Annotated in this window: 9 protein-coding genes; 6 read left to right on the top strand and 3 right to left on the bottom strand. The window is 44.9% G+C overall.

Annotation, left to right across the window (positions count from 1 at the left end; translation table 11 throughout):
* Positions 1 to 448 precede the first annotated feature (448 nt).
* Positions 449 to 2,740, top strand: coding sequence for a patatin-like phospholipase family protein (locus RGE70_RS17565; protein WP_310472717.1), 2,292 nt, complete (start codon positions 449 to 451; stop codon positions 2,738 to 2,740).
* Positions 2,741 to 2,783: 43 nt separating this feature from the next.
* On the opposite strand, the gene RGE70_RS17560 is transcribed toward RGE70_RS17565, so the two are convergent.
* Positions 2,784 to 3,650: a LysR substrate-binding domain-containing protein gene (locus tag RGE70_RS17560; protein ID WP_310472716.1), complete on the bottom strand. Its 867-nt coding sequence runs from the start codon at positions 3,648 to 3,650 to the stop codon at positions 2,784 to 2,786.
* A gap of 226 nt (positions 3,651 to 3,876) precedes the next feature.
* Here RGE70_RS17560 and RGE70_RS17555 point away from each other — a divergent pair, with 226 nt between their 5' ends.
* From RGE70_RS17555 to RGE70_RS17545, 3 genes are all read left to right on the top strand, one after another.
* Positions 3,877 to 5,007: an S-(hydroxymethyl)glutathione dehydrogenase/class III alcohol dehydrogenase gene (locus RGE70_RS17555; protein ID WP_310472715.1), complete on the top strand. Its 1,131-nt coding sequence runs from the start codon at positions 3,877 to 3,879 to the stop codon at positions 5,005 to 5,007.
* A gap of 74 nt (positions 5,008 to 5,081) precedes the next feature.
* Complete coding sequence (gene fghA, locus RGE70_RS17550; protein WP_310472714.1) at positions 5,082 to 5,921, top strand: S-formylglutathione hydrolase; 840 nt, start codon at positions 5,082 to 5,084, stop codon at positions 5,919 to 5,921.
* A gap of 855 nt (positions 5,922 to 6,776) precedes the next feature.
* On the top strand, positions 6,777 to 7,316 hold the full coding sequence (locus tag RGE70_RS17545) for an outer membrane protein (RefSeq protein WP_310472713.1): 540 nt from the start codon (positions 6,777 to 6,779) through the stop codon (positions 7,314 to 7,316).
* Positions 7,317 to 7,452: 136 nt separating this feature from the next.
* Here the strand turns inward: RGE70_RS17545 and RGE70_RS17540 are convergent, their stop codons facing one another.
* Entirely contained in the window at positions 7,453 to 11,292 is a 3,840-nt protein-coding gene (locus RGE70_RS17540; protein WP_310472712.1) for a S8 family serine peptidase, read from the bottom strand.
* 669 nt (positions 11,293 to 11,961) lie between these two features.
* Between RGE70_RS17540 and RGE70_RS17535 the strand changes: the two genes are divergently transcribed.
* Complete coding sequence (locus RGE70_RS17535; RefSeq protein WP_310472711.1) at positions 11,962 to 15,606, top strand: S8 family serine peptidase; 3,645 nt, start codon at positions 11,962 to 11,964, stop codon at positions 15,604 to 15,606.
* Between the two features lie 401 nt (positions 15,607 to 16,007).
* A complete protein-coding gene (locus tag RGE70_RS17530; RefSeq protein WP_310472710.1) occupies positions 16,008 to 18,038 on the top strand; it encodes a winged helix-turn-helix domain-containing protein in 2,031 nt (676 codons plus the stop codon).
* Here the strand turns inward: RGE70_RS17530 and RGE70_RS17525 are convergent.
* Positions 18,035 to 19,684 (bottom strand): BamA/TamA family outer membrane protein, encoded by a 1,650-nt coding sequence (locus RGE70_RS17525; RefSeq protein WP_310472709.1) that lies wholly within the window; start codon positions 19,682 to 19,684, stop codon positions 18,035 to 18,037. The two genes, RGE70_RS17530 and RGE70_RS17525, sit on opposite strands and share 4 nt — an antisense overlap.
* Between the last annotated feature and the right edge of the window lie 3 nt (positions 19,685 to 19,687).

Below are 19,687 nucleotides of genomic sequence, written 5' to 3'. Positions count from 1 at the left end.
TATTGGCCATAAATCCAAACAATTTAATGCGGACTAACTTATTAGTAAGTGGTCTTTATGTGCGTTGCACATCAAGTTCAGATTAAGCTGACTTGCGGCCGCTACAAGATAGATAGGGGGCTGGTGGTCATTTAAATCGAGGGAGAAGTTAACAGGTTGTTGGGCGTTGGGCGGTGATCTTAATCAATGAACCTGCCATCAGGCGTGTGTTTTTGCCTAAGTAGGCCTTTTTAGGGCGGTAATTTACAAAGACGTTGTCTATTTAATTGTTATTGGTAACTCTGGTGTTAAGCACTGTTGGCTTGCTCTATTGCTTTTAAACCAAAATGTTTCCGCGTTACACCTGTATTGTACTAATATTCGAGACAATCAAACTCGCGCTGGGCACTTTATGCGCTAATTACCCAACCCTTAGAATAGATCGATTATTTCAAGGAGGAGGGTTGGCTTGAGTCATTACCTAGCAAATACAAGTGTTTTATTGATTACCGTTTTAGCGGTAACACCGCCGGGGGTGTCTGCCAGAGAACGGCAGGCATTATTGCATGATAACGCTGGTAACACTGCGCCTGCAAAGGTAAAAGTAGGTTTGGCTTTGAGTGGTGGCGGTGCTAAGGGCGCAGCCCATGTTGGTGTATTGCGCTATTTAGAGTCGCAGCGAATTAGTGTTGACTACATTACTGGTACCAGTATTGGTGCATATGTTGGTGGTTTATATGCACTAGGGTATAGCGTTGATGATATTGAACGCATCATGCTTGAGCTTGATTGGGTTAGTGGCTTTGATGACACAGTGCCCAGAACTTCGCTGAATTACCATGACAAACAGGACTTCGATCGCTTTAACTTGCCGTTTGAGTTTGGTTCGTTAAATGGTGAAATATTGTTGCCGCAAGGTGTGTTGCGCGGACAAACAATGGCAAACCTTTATATAGAGTCTGCTGGCATCGTGCCGCGACAAGTATCGTTTGATGATTTAGCGATTCCATTCAAAGCCATTAGTACCGACATTGCCACCGGAGGCCCAGTTGTTTTGGAGTCAGGCAACCTATTAACGGCGATGCAAGCGTCGGCTTCGGTGCCGGGAATTTTGCAACCCGTCGAAATTGACGGCAAATACCTGACCGACGGCGGCATGGTGAGCAATATGCCTGCCGATACCGTGCGCGCAATGGGCGCCGATGTTGTGATAGCCATTGATATTGGTGACGATTTAGCCCCAAAAGAGGAGCTCAAAGACAGCTTTGCGATATTGTCGCAGCTGTCCACTATGATGACGCGCGCCAACGCGGTCGAGCAGGTGGCAAACCTGCAGCCACAAGATATTCTCATTCGCCCAGATATTAGCCTGCTTGGCACCACTGACTTTAGTACGATGCCTTTAGGTTTTGAAAAAGGCATGCAAGCAGCGCAAACCCACGCCAGCGAACTTGCATCATTGCAAGTCAGTGACGAGGATTATGCGCAGTACCAAGCTAAGCGGCAGCAATATAATCAAGCTTTACGGGCGTTTCAGCAACGGCCTATCGACAAGATCGTCTTGCAAAATAACAGCCTTAAGTCCTCTGAAAAAATTAAAGCAGCATTAGCCATTGATGCCGGTGACAGTGTTAGTACCGACCAATTGGTTGCTGCCATTGATAACGTGTATGCGCTAAATACGTTTGAGCGTGTGGCGGCGGAAGTGATTGAAGATGATCAGCAAAAAACGCTATTGATCACCGCGCAAGAAAAAAGCTGGGGACCTAACTTTTTTGATATTGGTTTTTCATTAGAAGAGGACTTTTCAGAGATCTCCGATATCAAACTTGATCTCGCTTATACCCTCAATAACATTCTCGACAGCCAAGGGCAGTTACGTTTTGAGTTGTCATCGGGTAAAGAAAAGCTGCTGGCCAGTGAATACCGGTTGCAGCTCGATCCATTGGAACGTTATTACTGGAAGTCACGCTATCAATTTATTCAGAGTGAGGATCTGTATTTTTGGGAAGATGACCTCAGCATAAAAACCATTACTCAGGCGCACGATATTAGCTCATTGATCGGGATTAATCTGAGTAACAATATGATTTTTGAGCTAGGTGTTGCGGCTGAAATGGGTAACATTGAAGGGCCGTCATACATTGACCTCAATATTGATTACTACAGCTACTCTAGCTTTGCGGTGTTTAGCTATGACACACTAGACAGTGATAGTTTTCCTAGCCGCGGTATGCAGCTCTACTTTAAAGGTGCATATAATAACGACCGGTTAGACGAGTTAGTGCTGCCAATTGTGGGTGACGTATTTGGCGATACATCGCTATTTAACTATGATTTTTCCCTCAAGCATGCGGTTAGCTATAAGCAGCATACGTTAATTAATAAAATCAAACTCAGTGGTACCGACAGTAACGATGTGAGCTTAATACACACGCACAAATTAGGCGGTTTCTTAAATTTATCAGGCTTACATAAAAATGAGTTGGTGGGCTCGCAACTCGCTTATGCATCATTGGTATATCAGTATCGCATTAATTGGCAAGGGTTTGGCGGTAAGAGCATACCGCTGTACGTAGGTACGTCAGCCGAGGCGGGTAACGTGTGGCAATACAAAAGTCAGCGTGGCTTTGATGACTTAATTTACGCTAGCAGTTTGTTTGTTGGTACCGAAACCGAGTTTGGCCCAGCAGTGCTAGGTTTTGGTATGAACGACCAGCATAGCAAAACGTTCTATTTAACACTGGGTAAAACCTTTTAGCCTTGTATGCGTGTGAGTTAGTGCAGTATTAAGCGAGTAACGACTATAGTTGCTCGCTTAAAAAGTCTAATAACATTTGCACTTTTGGCGACAGGTGCCGGTTATGTGGGTATAGCGCCCAAATGCCTTCGTCAGCTTGGCGCTGATTTTCGAGTAGAGGAATAAGCTTCCCCACCTCAATTAACTCGCTGACGTAGTAGTCCGGTAACTGAATTATCCCCAAACCTTTAATGGCGGCATCTACTAATGCGTAGCCACTATTGCAGCTTAAGTTTCCTTTTACTCGAATATTGCGCGCTTTACCATTTTCTTGAAAGCGCCAGTAGTCACGAGTGCCAACAAGGCAGTTATGTTGGTCTAGCTCTGAGAAGGTGTACGGTAAACCGTAGGTGGCTAGGTAGCTGGGTGACGCACACACATATTGGGTTCTTGAGCCAAGCCGCTTTGCCATCATACTGGAGTCTTCTAATTGCCCTAAACGAATAGCAAGATCGTAACCTTGGTCAATTAAGTCAATTTTTAGATTAGTGAGGTTGAACTGTATTTCTAATGCTGGGTGCAATGCCAAAAATTGATTGATTAGCGGCGCGATGATGCCTTCGCCATAGGTAACTGGTGCAGTGATTTTGAGCAAGCCGCGAGGCGTGGTTTGTAAGTTGGTAATAGCCCTTTCTGCTTCATCTAAACCATCCAATACCTGGCGGCAGTGTAAGTAGTATATTTGCCCTGCCTCGGTGACTGACACCTTACGGGTCGTGCGATGAAATAATTTTGCTGCCAGTCGTGCTTCAAGGGCGCTGATTTGGCGGCTCACCTGCGCAGTTGATATGCCTAAACGGATCCCAGCTTGGGTAAAGCTTTCGGCCTCTGCTACAGCGACAAACTCACTTACGCCTTCCCAGTTAAACATGTATATCCTCTGCTTTTAGTCGCACTACAACCTTAATTATTATCGTTTCGGTAAAAAATACCATGACAATTAGCGTTAAGTTACTTGATTATTACTGTGTGGTAAAAGTTATTTGCAAAATGGTGGGATTATCATTTTAAGTACGGCAGCTATACTGGAAGCATATTAAGTTCGGCACGTATTTAGATAAGCCGGTTTTATTACTCTACCAATGTAGGAATAACAGATGACAGCACAGACTATTAAATCTAAAGCCGCAGTGGCTTGGGCCGTTGGCCAGCCATTGTCGATGGAAATTGTAGACGTTATGCCACCGCAAAAAGGCGAAGTGCGCGTCAAAATGATTGCAACAGGTGTTTGCCACACTGATGCATTCACACTATCGGGTGACGATCCTGAAGGGATTTTTCCGTGCATTTTGGGCCATGAAGGCGGCGGTATTGTTGAGTCAATTGGCGAAGGCGTAACGAGCGTAAGCGTGGGCGACCATGTTATTCCGTTATACACACCAGAGTGTGGTGAGTGTAAGTTCTGTAAGTCGGGTAAAACTAACCTTTGTCAGAAAATCCGTGAAACCCAAGGTAAAGGCCTAATGCCAGACGGCACGACGCGTTTTTCTAAAGATGGCGTTGATATTTTCCACTATATGGGCACATCTACTTTTTCTGAATATACAGTTTTGCCTGAAATTTCATTAGCCAAAGTCAACCCTGAAGCGCCACTTGAAGAGGTTTGCTTACTGGGTTGTGGCGTGACAACCGGTATGGGCGCTGTGATGAACACCGCTAAAGTAGAAGCGGGCGCTACGGTTGCTATTTTTGGTTTGGGCGGGATTGGTTTGTCTGCTGTGATTGGGGCTGCAATGGCAAAAGCCTCGCGCATTATTGCTATTGATATCAATGAAAGTAAGTTCGATCTTGCGCGTCAGTTAGGCGCCACAGACTGTATAAACCCGAAAAATTTCGACAAACCGATTCAAGACGTCATTGTTGAGCTTACCGATGGCGGTGTTGATTACTCATTTGAGTGTATTGGTAACGTTAACGTCATGCGTAGCGCGCTTGAGTGTTGCCATAAAGGTTGGGGTGAGTCTGTTGTTATTGGTGTGGCTGGCGCTGGACAAGAAATATCAACGCGTCCGTTCCAGCTAGTAACAGGGCGTGTATGGCGAGGCTCTGCTTTTGGTGGCGTTAAAGGGCGTACCGAGTTGCCAGAATACGTTGAGCGTTACTTGGCGGGTGAGTTTAAATTAAGTGACTTTATTACTCATACAATGGCGCTTGAACAAGTCAACGAAGCGTTTGACTTAATGCACGAAGGTAAGAGTATTCGTACAGTGATCCATTTCGATAAGTAACTCCCACTTAGTAATGTTTAGAGTGCTTCTTCCACAAGGCAGAAGCACTTGGCAGGGCCATAAGAGAGACAAATATGACTATCGAAAATATTAGTGCCAATAAAAGTTTTGGTGGTTGGCATAAGCAATATCGTCACCCGTCAACATCGTTACATTGTGCGATGCGCTTTGCGATTTATTTACCGCCTCAAGCGTCAAATGGGCAAAAGGTGCCAGTGTTGTATTGGTTATCTGGGTTAACTTGTACCGACGAAAACATGATGCAAAAAGCCGGTGCACAAGCCTTGGCGGCGGAACTCGGTATTGCCATTGTAGCGCCTGATACAAGCCCGCGGGGCGACGATGTGGCAGATGACGACGGCTACGACTTAGGTCAAGGTGCAGGCTTTTATGTTAATGCCACTCAAGCGCCGTGGAACCGACATTACCGGATGTATGATTACGTGGTAAACGAGCTGCCAGCACTTATCGAGTCAATGTTCCCCGTTACTGATAAGCGTGCGATTGCGGGTCACTCAATGGGTGGTCATGGCGCGTTAGTGATAGCCATGCGTAACCCGGCAGCTTATCAATCGGTTTCGGCTTTTAGCCCGATAAGTAACCCGGTAAATTGTCCGTGGGGTAAAAAAGCATTTACCGCCTATTTGGGGCGCGACACCAGCGCCTGGGCTGAATATGATGCCAGCTTACTGATGCGTAAAGCGACAGAGTTTGTTCCAGCATTGGTTGATCAAGGCGAGGGTGATAACTTTTTAACCGAGCAACTTAAACCTGAAATGCTACAAGCTGCGGCTAAAGCGAGTGGTTACCCGCTAACGTTAAATATGCACGAAGGGTATGACCATAGTTATTACTTTATTGCGAGCTTTATGGAGCAGCACATACGCTTTCATGCCGCTAATTTAACAGATTAGTTTTACAGCAATAAATGATAAAAATGCCGCTTAATTGCGGCATTTTTTGGTTTAGCCAACTCAAGCACTGTTAGCTTAAATCAAGAACAATTTACCTGCCGTTAATCGTTTAAAAAAAAACGCGACTGTCACGTGCGGTTCATCGTAAAGCCCGCATGCAGGGCTGCGTCACTCAATACACCAACTGTATTCCTGCACTTTACAGTCGATGGTGTTCACTGTTTTGCCGACTCGTTGATATTGGCAATCCTTTGTTGTGGTTGATTGAATGTTTTTGTTACAGAGCCAAAGCTTTGTCGGTAATAAAAACTCCTTAGCCGCATCGCTAAGCTAAGTGCTAATTTGCATGTTGCACTGTAAGAATTGTCCGCAGCAGCAATGCCTAAAAGGTGTTCGGTTTATGAGCACGTAAGGCTAAACATCGCCTTAATAAATAGAATGATTAACCGCTAAGTTTGTAACCAGTTAAGCCCTATTTTGGCATCTAAATTCTAACAGCCAGTTTAATAAACGAATTGTTCCGCATCGGGCTTAAGGCATTTATACCACTGATAATATAGCTTTTAAGTTAGCGAGTTGCAGAGCGGTTTATGGCTAGTTTATTAAGGTTTTGGCTAGAAGAAGATTGTCTCAAAAGCGCAGTAAAAAATGATGTTATTTAAACTCCAATTATTGGCTATGGCATCATTTAAAGATGCTGCACGGCAGTATTTCACTAAAAACAACGTGTTAACTGTCATGCTAATTGATACAAACTGGCTGGCATAAGGCTCTTTTTCATCTTCAACATAGGCGCTAATCTGTGCCCATCGTCGATTACGACACGAAACAGATAAGTAATTAATGGGGTTTGTGATGAAAAATAAAATGATGCTCGCAGGTGCTATATGTTCAGGTTTTCTCGTTGGTAGCGTTAATGCTGCAGAAGTTGAATTTTTCGCTGGTGCTGCTGCCGGTTATCAAACTGATACAGTAGAAGGTAAGATTGCACACGATACCGAAGCCGCTGCGTGGCAAGGCCGAGTCGGGGTGCTGATTGAGCAGCAACACCGTATCACCGGTACTTTTAGCTACATGGAAGATGAGTTTTCGCAAGCTGGAACTGACTATAAGCAAGAGCAATACAGCTGGTTGATTTCGTACGATTACCTTTTACCAGTACATAAAAATGTCAATCTATTTGCCGGGGTTACCGTTGGTGCTAATGACAATAAAATAGCCGGCCGTACCGATACGCATTCGGTATATGGCGGTCATGCAGGCGCGCAATATAAGTGGAGCAAACACTTTTCTTCAGATATTGGCTACCGTTACATCGCACAAGAATATGATCGCCGCGACATCAAAATCGACGACAGTCAGCAAGTGTACTTAACTCTTGATTACAAATTCTAAGCGAAGTGATACTCGACTTACAGCATCAAGTTAAAAGTGTAAAAAAGCCGACTGCAAAGCAGTCGGCAATTAGCGTAATCTGGCAGAGGAACGCTAGTTTAGTCGTACACACTGCGCCCCTTTAATAGAGTTACATTTAGTGTTTTTTCACTCGACGTCTAACTCCCAGTAGGCCGAGCAGTAATACCGATAAACCTAAAGAACCACCACTTGAACTGTTGTTATCAGTATCGGGCTCAGGTACCGCTTCAGCGTCAGCAGTAACCTGTATTGTTGCTGTGGCCGCTACTGCTGTTTTAGTGGCATTACTGACTAGTAGCTCTAATACCACAGTGCTATTGGTGTCGACACTTGGCAAGGTAACTGCAATATCCATCGCGCTACTGTCTTCGATAGTGACTACGGGGCCAGAAGCTTGTGACCAAGCGTAGCTTAGCGTATCGCTAGCGTTTGGTGCGGTACTGCCGCTGGCTGATAGATTAACAACGGTTTGCTCTGCGGCGGTCACACTGATTGCTGATAAACCATTGATTTTAGCTACCGGAATACCTTCTACGTGTATTGGGGCTAAGGTTTCAGTCGCGCTGACACTGTTGACCGTGCTGTTTACATCAAAGTTTAGCTCGGTAGACATAGTCATTCCCGCCGTGGTTAGCATCACAACAATGGATTGTGCGTCGCTATTAGCAGCTTGGGTTACTTGCCATGTCAGTGTTTGCTCATCAAGTACCCCGTCGTGAGAGTCGCTGGTGATCGCTAGTCCTGCAGGGATGACAGTGTTGATATCAAACACCCTTTCGGTATCACTTGTATTGGCAGCGAGTTCGATTGTCATCGTTAGCGAATCGCCTACATCTATAGACGTGGCATCTAAGCTTGCGTTGATAAATGATGCCGTACGATACAGTTCAATTGGCATTAGGCCTATATTGTCAGCGGCATCCACTCCGGTTCCTAACTCTAATACTGTGGTGTATAAAGTATCGGGTTGCAGATCTTTGTTCCAACTCATGACCAAGCCAATATCTTCATTGGCGGCAACATTGGTTTTATAGTCAACGGTAATACTTGAATCGTCTTTGCCAACAGTTGCGACCTCAATGGTGATGTCATCAATAGTGTCTGATGGGGCATTAAAGTCGCCAAAGTTATGTACTGCAACATAATATGTGCCGGGCTGTGGGTCGTTAATTTCGCAGCTTTCAAACGCAGTTTCTGTTGCGCTTTGACATAACATATCGCTCATTTCATTGGCGTTATCTGGTTTGCCGTTGTAGTCGTAATCTCGGCCGATATATAGGTCAAGATCAGGTGAGGTAGTGTCAGTGATCCTCGCAATAATGCGTTTAGTATTAGGGGTGACATTAATCAATTTTGTATACAGGTAAGCACTGTCGTTATAGACGCTTGCTGGCCAGGTGTCGGTATCGCTGTCATCACGCGGTACGCTAGTGGTTATTGATTCAACTTCAGCTAGCTCATATACGCCTACTTGAATATCAGAAGCGCCAATAGAAGTTATTCCTTCAATGTTGGCGCTACTTACATTTTTGCTGGTTTCAAGTCGAGTGTTTAGCGGGAAGCTGCCAGCAACAAATGTGCCTATAACCGGCATCGCTGATGGAGTTAGTTTACTATCTGATGGCGTGAGTAGCAGTCTGCCCATACCATATTCAGAGTCAAACCCATTTGAGATGGTGGCGCTGATATCAAGGGTGATACTTTCTCCCGCTGCAAGCGTAAAGCTGCTTGGTGATGCAGTAACCGTTAAGCCATCAACAATTGACTCACTGCTGGTGGTCCAAGTTGAACTTGCTGTAGCGGTGAAAGTTCGGGTCCAGTTACAGCTTAGCATGCAGTCATTTTGCACTGCAGATGCCATATTCATATCTTCTGGCTGGCCACCATTGTAAGGGTCGGCATTGACGTACTCTTCATACGTCACATCCATAATTAGGCCACTGTTAAGGGCGTTACTGATGCGAGCGCTACCTGCACCTGAATCAAAGAAGTCCGATGGGGTGACACCATCCTCTTTACGGGTATTAAAATCAGCGCTTAACATTAATGCTGACTGTAATTGTGCTGGAGTCCAAGTCGGCTTTAAGGCGGTAATTAATGCCATTGCCCCTGCGATGTGAGGGCTAGACATTGAGGTACCATCCATAAAGATATAGGGCGACTCTGTTTTCTCTTCGCGCCATGGTTGGTATTCAGAGTTGGCGGCATAAATGGCCACGCCAGGCGCTGCAATATGCGGTGCGAGCCAGCGGTTCATAATGGGTTCTGGGCCGCGAGAGCTGAAATCACCCGCAATGTCGGCATTATCCGAGTCACTTTCAATTGCTGAGCTGCTAATGGTTGCTGTGTGTTCGCTGCCAGAATCTAGCCAGCTAACAAGCTCATTGCTTTGCGCTGCATCAAGGTGGATTGAAGGTAGTACGTGGAAATCATCATTAACAGTCTCTTCATCATCGAGGTTGATTAATATGAGGCCACCCGCGCCGCCAGCTAATACGTTTGCGCCTTTGGTTACGCGGGCTATGTCGCCACGTTGACAGATAACAATTTCACCGTTAAAAGTTCCTGCTTCAAATGGGTTTAAGCAATCTGCATCACCAAAATCTCGTGCGTGAACCACTGCAGCAGTTATGCCACCGGTAACACTTTTACCTGTGAGCGTTGCAAGTGTGGTATCACCGCCGGTAAAGCTGACCTCTTTTGGGCTGTAGCTACGATCATGAGTATAAGCTGCAACGGTGGTGATCCACGGTGCGTTTCCGGGTGAGCCGATAGTTTCAGGATCTGGGCCTGAGTTGCCTGCAGATGTAGCGACGTGGATCCCCGCTTCGCGTGCAGCCAAAAATGCAAGAGAGTCAATATCTTGCCAAGGGTCGCTGGCATCGCCACCGACAGAGTAGTTCAACACTTGCACGCCATTGGCTATTGCATGCTCTACGGCGAGTGCAGTTAAGTCGGGCCAGCAGCCATCATCTGCTGCACAAACTTGATAAGACACAATGTTGGCGTGAGGTGCGACGCCGCTGATTTGGTCAAACGTAAATTCAGCTTCATCACCAACAGCATTAAAAATCGGTACGTTTTTAACCACGTTACCCGCAGTCGTTGATGCCGTGTGCGAGCCGTGACCATGTTGGTCGAGGCCGATTCTGTCATCACCATCTGGGGTGTAATCTGTTAGCACATCTTCGTCAGCCCAAATACCGATGAGCTTGTCGTTACAGTAGTGCGCCAGTTCTGAATCGGCGCAATGGCCCAGGTAAACACCTTCGCCTAACGGGTTCGTATGGTCATAACCATCTGCACCAACATCAGCAAATGAGGCATTAAATGGGCTGATACCGGTATCTAAAATACCGACTATGACCCCTTCACCTTGAGAGGCAACACCTGTTGCGGTGCCATCCCAGGCTGAGGGAGCTTGTATGTGTTTTGGGCCAGAGTCAGTTGTAAGGTGGCGACGTTGTACCTTCTTGACGAGCTTAACGCCTGCAACGGCTTGTAGCTCAACAGCTTCTTGCTCACTTAATGTGGTACTAAAGCCGTTCAATGCAATTTGGTACTGGTTATTAATTGTTAACTCACGCTTAAGGCTTGTTTGTGCTCGTTTAAGTGTCGAGCTTGATTGCTGAGTTAGGTACTTTAGGTAATTCTGACTCGCAGCACTTTGCACATTGAGCGTGCCTTTATTTTTAGTTTTATTCGTACTGTTGCTGAGCAAGCTGGTGGCTTGTAAATTGGCAATGTCACCTTTGTAGGTTGCTAGAGGTTGGTCATCGAGTATGACCATATATAGGTTGTCTATATTACGTCTAGTCGTTGTCAGCTTACTGTTCTGCTGACCGCTATCTAGGTCTACGCCACGGGTATCAATGACGCTTGCTTGAGCTAATATTGGGCTTATCGCAATACTTAACGCTGCAGCAATTAGGCTTTTTTTATATATTAATGTCACCTGGTCTTCCTCATTGTTTTATTTATTCTTGTATTACATCTAGGTCTCGGACCATTGCTAAGTACGATTAAATCCAATGGAATTTTTCGTTCTAGGTCAACTTGATACCCTATTGAAAGCCGGTTGAGCAAATTACTCGCTACTATTTGACTTCACTTATCCTTCATTTCTTTTTCAATTCCTTATTAAACAATTAGATACGTAAGGTGTGCGTATCGTTTTGTATCGCAATATTTTGTCTTTTAGGCTTAACATTAGTTATCGCTCAATCTGTTAGATAGTTGCCATTTGTACATAAAATCGGGCTGCAATTCATGCTGGCTGGGGGCGCGCTTGGTTTGTGGGTGTTTTTCTGTTGTGAGCGTATTAGGCGGTGTACCCGACTTATGAGGTTGGTCATTTAAATTTGTGCTGATGGCGACACATCACTTTGTGAATTTAGTATTTCTTTGTTTTATAAGTCATTGAATATGTTGAAAATGAAGATTAAAAGAAAGAGAAAAGAAATAAAATGAAAGCCCTGAAGCTTGTTGTTTGCGTTCATTTAGCAGAAAAACATAGCAGGAAGAGTTAATAAGTTGTTAGCCATGTACAGCACTGTCTTGGTTAGCCTTAAACGATTCGACTTAAACAATAAAAACTAATGTCGCAACTTCTTAGGGATAAAATATGTCATTTAAAAAATCTAAATTGGCAACTTGCATTGCGCTGGCTGCCATGGCACCAGCGACAATTGCTGTCGCACAGTCAACAGATGTGATGTCTGCATACAGCGCACAGGTTAAAAAAGAGCAAACTGCCACTTTTTACGTCTACCTATCTGACGTAGGTTCGCTAACGAAGGCAACACTTAACAATAAGCAGGCTTTTGCTAAAAACTTAAAGCAAGTTGAAGCCGCGCAAAAATTAGTAACCGATAACATCAAGGCTATTGATGGCAACATTAAAGTGCTGTCGGGTGCCAAGTTGTTGGGTAATTTCATTCGTGTTCAAGCTGATGCAGGCTATGCTGACACGATTAAGGCGATTTCTGGCGTTAAACAGGTCGTTATGGCCGCGTCTACTGTCGCCATTCCGAAGAAGGCGTTAAATAAAAATGCGATAGCATCGGTTACTTCTACTGCGGCAGCTCCAGCACTGGTTGACGATGTTACTGCCGGTGAAGGCGTTAAAGTTGCCATTATTGGCAGTGGCGTGGATTACACACATGTCGGCCTTGGTGGTGATGGTTCTGATGAGTCATATGCTGAGGCAATGGCGAATGCGCTTAACGAATTTGAAGGGTTCCCGACTGACGTTGTAGTCGAAGGTATGGATTTAAGCAGTGATTCTGGGTGGGGTTTAGATCCAAATCCAATTGATCAAAATGTTTATTTTACTCGTGAGTGGGATGGCTCAACCCATAATACTGGCCATGGTACTCGCCTTGCTAGCGTGGTGCATGCCTTAGCCCCAGGGGCTACATTGGCGGCTTACAAAACCTCAAATGTGTCAGATCCGTACGGCGAAGGTTATAGCCTTAGCGCTGAAACGAGTAGTTCATTTATGATGGCGCTAGAGTACGCTGTTGACCCTAATCAAGATGGCAGCTTCGATGACCGTGCTGACATTATTGTGGTTGATGCCTATGGCGGAAATGCTTTTTATGCTGAGTCAGATGATGGTGTTTCGTCGTCTGTTGTTGAGGCATTTGCAATACAAATGGCGTCAGCATTAGGCAGTTTAGTGGTGGTTAATGCAGGTAACGGCGGCGATTGGTACGATAATAAATTTAATATGACTTGGCGTGGTTCGGCACCAAGTGCACTGACTGTTGGCGGTATGACCGTTGATGATAATGACAACATGGTGGTGACAGAAAGAACCCCTTATGGTCCAGTGCGTGGCGCTAAAACATTTACTAAACCAGACATGGTTAGTTACGCAGAAAACATTGATGTTGCCGTTGTTGGCGGTGGTGATGAAATGGACACTGAGTCTGACACCGTAATGGCTGCTGCGCGTGTTGCTGCGGCTGCGGCGGTGCTTAAGTCTAAGCGTCCAGAATTATCGATGGCTGAAGTGAAAGCATTATTGATGAACACCGCTAACAACAGCGTGATGGATCTTACAAGTAAACAAGCTGAGCTCACTTTGATTGGTAATGGTGTTGAAGATCTTGACGCAGCCCTGACGTCACCAGCCGTGGCGTGGGAAAAGAGCACCTACCAACCTAACCTGAATTTTGGCTTTAAAGAAGATTCAGGTGTTCAGCGCTTTGTTAAAGAGGTGCAGCTAAAGAACTTATCAGACGAGACTGTGACCTACCAATTGGCGATGCAGTCTGACGGTAAAGCAGCAGAGATGGCATTGTTGTGGGATGTACCGGCTAGTGTCAGCGTTCCTGCTGGTCAGATTGTTGAGTTTCCGGTTGTTTTAGAGGTTGACTTTAGTAAGCTTGAAAACTGGCCGATTAAAACGGCAGCGGATTTCACGGTTGAAAACTGGGCTGAAATTGAACTGTTTGGCCAGCTACAATTAACAGCTGAAGAAAAGCCAACTGTGAATATGAGCTGGATTGTTAAGCCTAGAGCAGCAACGACGATATCGCGTGATTTCAACACCTTCGAAGAGCAATACGGTTCAGAGTTAAGCAATATGTTTAGTGAAACTGGCGGCGCTTATGTGCAGCAGTTTACTAATACGAGTAGCACTGAAACTACGTTTGGCGTGTTTCCAGTAATGCACCATAGAGACAGCATTCCTGCAGGCAAAGAAAACACGAAAGGTAATATGATCAATGCAGTCGGTGGCGGCGTTTATGACGAGGCCATGTGTACAACGGGTAAAAAATTGGTTATTGCTGGGCGTTTCTTTGAACCTAATGATGCAGGCATGGCAAACCACTTTGACCGAGGCGGTGCCGCATTGATGTGGTGGAACGTTTATCAAGCTGATTTTGTTGTTGAAAATGGTTACGACGTGTCTTTAGACTACGAGCCAGATGCGTGGGATGAAGCGACGCAGATGGTTACAAGCGGCTTTGTTGAGCCGGATGAAAACGGCCAACCAGTATCATGGTACATCGATTTCACTCAAGAATATGACTATGCCGAGCCTCTCAAACGTTACACTAAGTCAAAATTACCGACTTATATAACGGGTCATGGGCAAAACTTTGTATCGCAATACTGTTTAGAAGAGATCTACCACAGCGATAGCATGGATAGTATTGAAGACTTGGACCAAAACCATGGTTGGGTGTTTGCGACTGACCGCGACGCCGTAGCTGATTTAGGTGGGCCAATGATTCAGTTTAACCCCGTTAAATATGGCAGTGTGGCAGTTGAGACCTATTTTGATTGGTTTACTGGAGAGATGGGGGAGGTCGAGGTTAACGGTGGCGGTTTACCTTTAATTTCGAGGTTAGTTGCTGAAGGTGAAGCTAAAGATTACAGCCCAATGGTAACACTGGCTGCTGGTGAAACAGCTGAACTGGGTATGGCTAACGAATGTAACTTTTCATTTGGCTCAGGTGGCTGTTCTAATGACGGTATGATGCTAATCAGCCTTGAAGATAACTGGGGAATGGTATCGGCAATGGGGCAAGGAGAAGGTGGTTTTATTCCTCGCGCTAGCGATGGTCAGGTGCATTATGTTGACGAAGATGCGGCCGCAGGCTCTGTTGTGGCTACCGTTGAGATGGATTCCGACAACTTCTTTGCAATAGGTAACTTTGGTGAATCTGACTATGATTACCAATTGAAACTGCTCAACGCATTGCCTGGTGATCCCTTTATCGTGACATATTCTGGCGATATCATTGTGAACAACCCTGAAGCGCTTGATTACGATGCAGGCAACACTAGTTATGAACTAGAGGTCATTGGTTACCAAGGTAACTCATACACAGAAGCGGGTACGGTTAACATCATTATTAACAACGTCAATGATGTTGCGCCAGAAGTTGTGGCTGAAATACCTGCTTTGACCGTGAGTGATACTGAGACAGCCGAGCTAAATGCTTCAATGTACTTTACCGATGTAGAAGGTGACGCGCTCACTTACACTGCAACTGGGTTACCAACTGGTATGAGTATCGATAGCGTTACCGGTATGATCACTGGTACAGCAACCACAGCTGGTGAATATACGGTGACTGTGATGGTTGACGATACTGTAAATAAAGTCGGTTCTAGCTTTGTGATGACTGTTAATGGGTCTACCGCAGTGGCTGAGCCAGGCTCTGACACTAGCGATAGTGGTGGCAGCTTAGGTGGTGGACTACTTAGCTTGCTTATCTTGCTTGGTCTGCGTCGTAAATCACGCTGTTAACATTTAGTAACAATGGCGAAGGGCTACCTTCGCTAACCCAAAAGAGCACATCATGTGCTCTTTTTTGGTTTTAAAGCTGGAACAAATTGATACATAATAACTACTTATAATGGGTTTAGCTGTAAGTTGCTGATTTAAAGGGTTAATATATTGGGGTGATGCAAGCTGTACTTTTTAATGTGTGATCAACGTCGCTTTTATTTTTGATAGATATGGACTAAGGCTTGGATTGGTTTGCTGGCCTCGATAGGATGTATGTTGCAAAGTGGTTAATCTGGAGTGTTACCTAACCAAGAAAAGTGCCATACATACAGAAGACTTAGGGAGTATCGATAGCCAATATGATTTCATTACCGCATCAAAAATATCAAATTGGCCAATGTGTCGTAAATTGTCATGACATGACAATAAGTAAGGGAGAGTTAGTTGAAACTTTACCCGCTAAAGTATTCGAATTTTTAAAATTGTTACTGCTACATGCCGGTGAAACGGTCACAAAAGAGATTGCGATTGAACAAGTGTGGCAGGGTAATGTGGAGGTGGGTAAACGCGGTACGGGCAATGCAATATGGCAACTTAGAAAAACCATTAGTTCACTTGGAGAAGAGCCAGAGCATTATTTTAAAACGATAACAAAAATTGGCTACCAACTGCTTTTTACTCCCATTGTGCTCAATGAACCACGCGAGACGATAATCAATACTGCTGCCAAGCAATATTCACTGCCTATCGGTAAGGTGTTCGCATTGGTTAGTATCGTTATCTTTGGCCTAATTGGTTATGCCGTAAACGTCATTTATAACCCGGTAGTACTGGTTAAGGAACATTTTCATGCTAACCGAATTACCAATTTTGAAGGTGTAGAAGAGCAAGCTGCTATCTCTCCTGACGGCCATTTTATGGCATTCCAATGGCGACGTGAACGTAAAAAAGCGCAGATTTATATTAAAGATTTAGTCGATCTACAAGCACCTTTAAGGCAGGTGTCGATGAGTGATGATAAAGAAACTTCGCCTACTTGGTCGCCTGATGGACAGTCACTTGCCTATTACCGTTTCGGGGCTAATGGGCGGTGCGAGTTACATGTCAGAGAGCTGATTACCAATCAAGATCGGCTCATCGATACTGGCTGTACGAGCAGGGGGTATCTGCAAAGCCTTGATTGGTCGCCTGATGGTAAGTGGCTGGCATACGCAAAGGCAGTTGGCGATAGTATTGCTGTTTTTACCTACCATTTTGACTCCTTTGAAATTAACCAGCTTTCTTGGCCAGCAGCGGGTGAAGAAGACCTATTAATGAGTTGGTCGGCTAATAGCGAAGAGCTCGCTATCGTGCGGTCTGCAGAAATGGAGGCCAGCATTATTATTCGCTCAAATGTGACTGATGAAGTTGTGAAGCTGGTTAGCGATGAGACGATGGTGATTGGACTCGAGTGGGAGCATAAAAATGGTAACCTTTATTTTAATGCTTTGCGTGATGGGGCGTTTGTTATCGAAAAATATAACTTTGCCACACAAAGTATTACCAGCTTCCATCAAGACGACACCATCAGCAGTTTGGGCATAAACGAGAAGAGCAACATGTTGTATTACTCCCGGCATTTGTCCCAGGAGCATATTACCGTGCGATCTTTTACCGATGGCAGGGTTAAGCAACAGTTAGCGTCTTCTTCTCGTGATATGTTTGGACAGTTTCTGGCAGCGTCGAATGAAGTCTTATTTTTATCTAATCGCAGTGGTAGTTGGGAGTTATGGGTTAATCAAGAAACCGGTAGTAAACGATTAACACAGTTGCAAGGCGTAGTGGGGGTGCCGGCAAGCTCACCGGTCAATGATCAATATGCTATACCGATAAAAGTGAAAGGCGAACATCAGTTTGGCTTGTACCTCGGTTCGGTCAGTGGAGGGTTACCTACTAAAGTCAACACCATAGCGGGTGATGTTCGCAATCCATCTTTTTCTGCTGACGGCAGTAAAGTATTTTATTCATTAAACCAAGATGGACACTGGGGCCTTTATGCCTACCACTTAAGCTCTCAAGAGTCAGAGTTTGTTGTCGGTAATGGTGCCAAATATGGCGTAGAAGATGACCACGGAGGCTTGTATTACAGCCGTGATCACCAAGCTGGAATCTTTTACCTTTCCAGTGACGGCAGTTCCGACAGGCTGGTGACGGCAAAATTATCTCGTAGTGATTGGGGGAGTTTTTTCTATCAAAATGGGGCGTTATATTTTTTAAGTCGTTCAGATGCTCTTGATCAAGTTGTTGAGCTTAAAGAGGGAGAGCTACAGCGAGTACTGTTTAGCTTGCCAGCAAGGAGCATTCGAGGGCAGCGAGCCTTAGCTAAGGCTAATAACGACTCGATAGTTGTGAGTATGCTTGGGATTAATGACGCCGATATTTATAGTGTGTCTTTAGCAAATAACTATTAGAAGTGTTTTTTTACTAAAAAGCGCCATTCCCAGCTGTTGACCTCAGCGCCGGTGGTGAATGGCACACTTAAGTCAATATGTGCCACGTTACCATAACTGGATTTTGAGGAGTAAATCCTTGCGCCCACACCAACGCTACCTATCACACCTGACTCTTCGTTGTTGCTATTGTTGCCACCTGTTGCCTGTCCTACATCGGCAAAAACAGCCCAGCCCAGTTCAGCTAATTGATACAAATTAATGTTGGGGTAGTGACGCGATTCGGCAGTAAAGCTCCATTGCTTGTCGCCATACTGATAACTATTTGGGTAACCGCGCACACCGGTATCATCACCAAGTGCTAGCGGTTGGTCCAGGTAATTATTGTTTGAACTCGCTAACCTTAACTTTGAGTAAGCGGTCCATTTAGGACTGATATGGTAAAAGTATTCTGCAGCAAAGTTGACCTTATAGCGGTCTTTTTGGCGGGTGGCAAATACACCATCGCCATCTATTTCAAGTAATAACAACTGGTTGTTCGTTTTGAGCCCGCGTCGAGATTGCCAGTCAATATGGTAGCCCAGAGTGTCGCCGTCACGTAAATCTCGAGTTTCGAAGCCGAGTTTAATGTAATGCTGCCAACCTAAATTAAAGTCTTCGTTGTAGTTAATTAAGTGTACATTTTTGAGAACTTGATAGTCGTCTTGGAGGTATTGGTAGGCTATCCAAGGGTAAAGAAAATCACGATTTTTTGGCAATGCAGACTCGGGGTACAGTTCAATATTTTCAAATTGATGCTTGTCTTGCGTTAGGCCAACAATAATTCGAGATAGTTGCTGGTCGTTATGATTTAGTAGCCAACCATAACGGGCAGTATTATAAGTGACGGCATGTTCAAATTCGTTAATGTCTACGCCGTTTTGTTTTAAGGTATCAACACGCATGTCGTCTAAATATTTGGCCGAATACATATTGTCAGTCTTGAGTGTGTAAAACGGTTTTTCGAAGTGCAGGTGAGTTGCTTGGCCGTCGCTATTATCGTAAAAATAAGCCTCAACAGTGGCATGCTTGATGAGCTTTATCGGGGCTTTAACACCAAATTGGTAGCCCGTTCGGTCAGCGTTAGATTGGTATTTTACGCGGGTTTTAATACCGGTACCGAATAAGTTGTCCTCTTTGATACCGACAGAAAACTTACTCTCACCGCCGCTATGACCCACACTTATCATTGGTAATAGTGACCAGTTATCCCAGGTTTCCACCAGTATTATTTCGCTGTCCTCAATGGCTACATCTGCATCTGGCGCTGGCTGAGAAAAGGTGATGCTGGCATCGCGAATGTAAGGCTCTGCACGGAGTATACGTTGCAGCTCGTCGAGATCTTTTTGGCTAACATGGTCATTTTTTTCAAAGCTGAGTTGCTCTCTAATCACGGCATCACGGGTATTGATATGTAAGTAGTTGGCCCAACGGTGGATAAAAAAGGTTTCAGGATCGGACAAATCAAAAATATCGTTACTCTTAATGACGATACTTTTTACCTTTCTTTTGGTGTCGTTATTTAGGGGCGCTGGGTTCAACTGGCTTTGGGGTAACGTTTCGGCGCAAGCTGCACTAGAGAGTGCGCAAGTTAGCAGTATTATTGAAACGCGGTTCAATCGAGTCATTGG

Origin of the sequence: Shewanella youngdeokensis, assembly GCF_033180165.1 — a bacterium.
GTDB classification, from domain to species: Bacteria; Pseudomonadota; Gammaproteobacteria; order Enterobacterales; family Shewanellaceae; genus Shewanella; species Shewanella youngdeokensis.
The sequence above is the reverse complement of the archived record's forward strand: the minus strand, read 5'-3'. Positions and strand labels throughout refer to the sequence as shown.

Coding starts and splice junctions, on each gene's coding strand:
- RGE70_RS17530 (WP_310472710.1), top strand. CDS start 16,008: ATGACAATAAGTAAGGGAGAGTTAGTTGAAACTTTACCCGCTAAAGTA.
- RGE70_RS17545 (WP_310472713.1), top strand. CDS start 6,777: ATGAAAAATAAAATGATGCTCGCAGGTGCTATATGTTCAGGTTTTCTC.
- RGE70_RS17560 (WP_310472716.1), bottom strand. CDS start 3,650: ATGTTTAACTGGGAAGGCGTAAGTGAGTTTGTCGCTGTAGCAGAGGCC.
- RGE70_RS17555 (WP_310472715.1), top strand. CDS start 3,877: ATGACAGCACAGACTATTAAATCTAAAGCCGCAGTGGCTTGGGCCGTT.
- RGE70_RS17535 (WP_310472711.1), top strand. CDS start 11,962: ATGTCATTTAAAAAATCTAAATTGGCAACTTGCATTGCGCTGGCTGCC.
- fghA (WP_310472714.1), top strand. CDS start 5,082: ATGACTATCGAAAATATTAGTGCCAATAAAAGTTTTGGTGGTTGGCAT.
- RGE70_RS17525 (WP_310472709.1), bottom strand. CDS start 19,684: ATGACTCGATTGAACCGCGTTTCAATAATACTGCTAACTTGCGCACTC.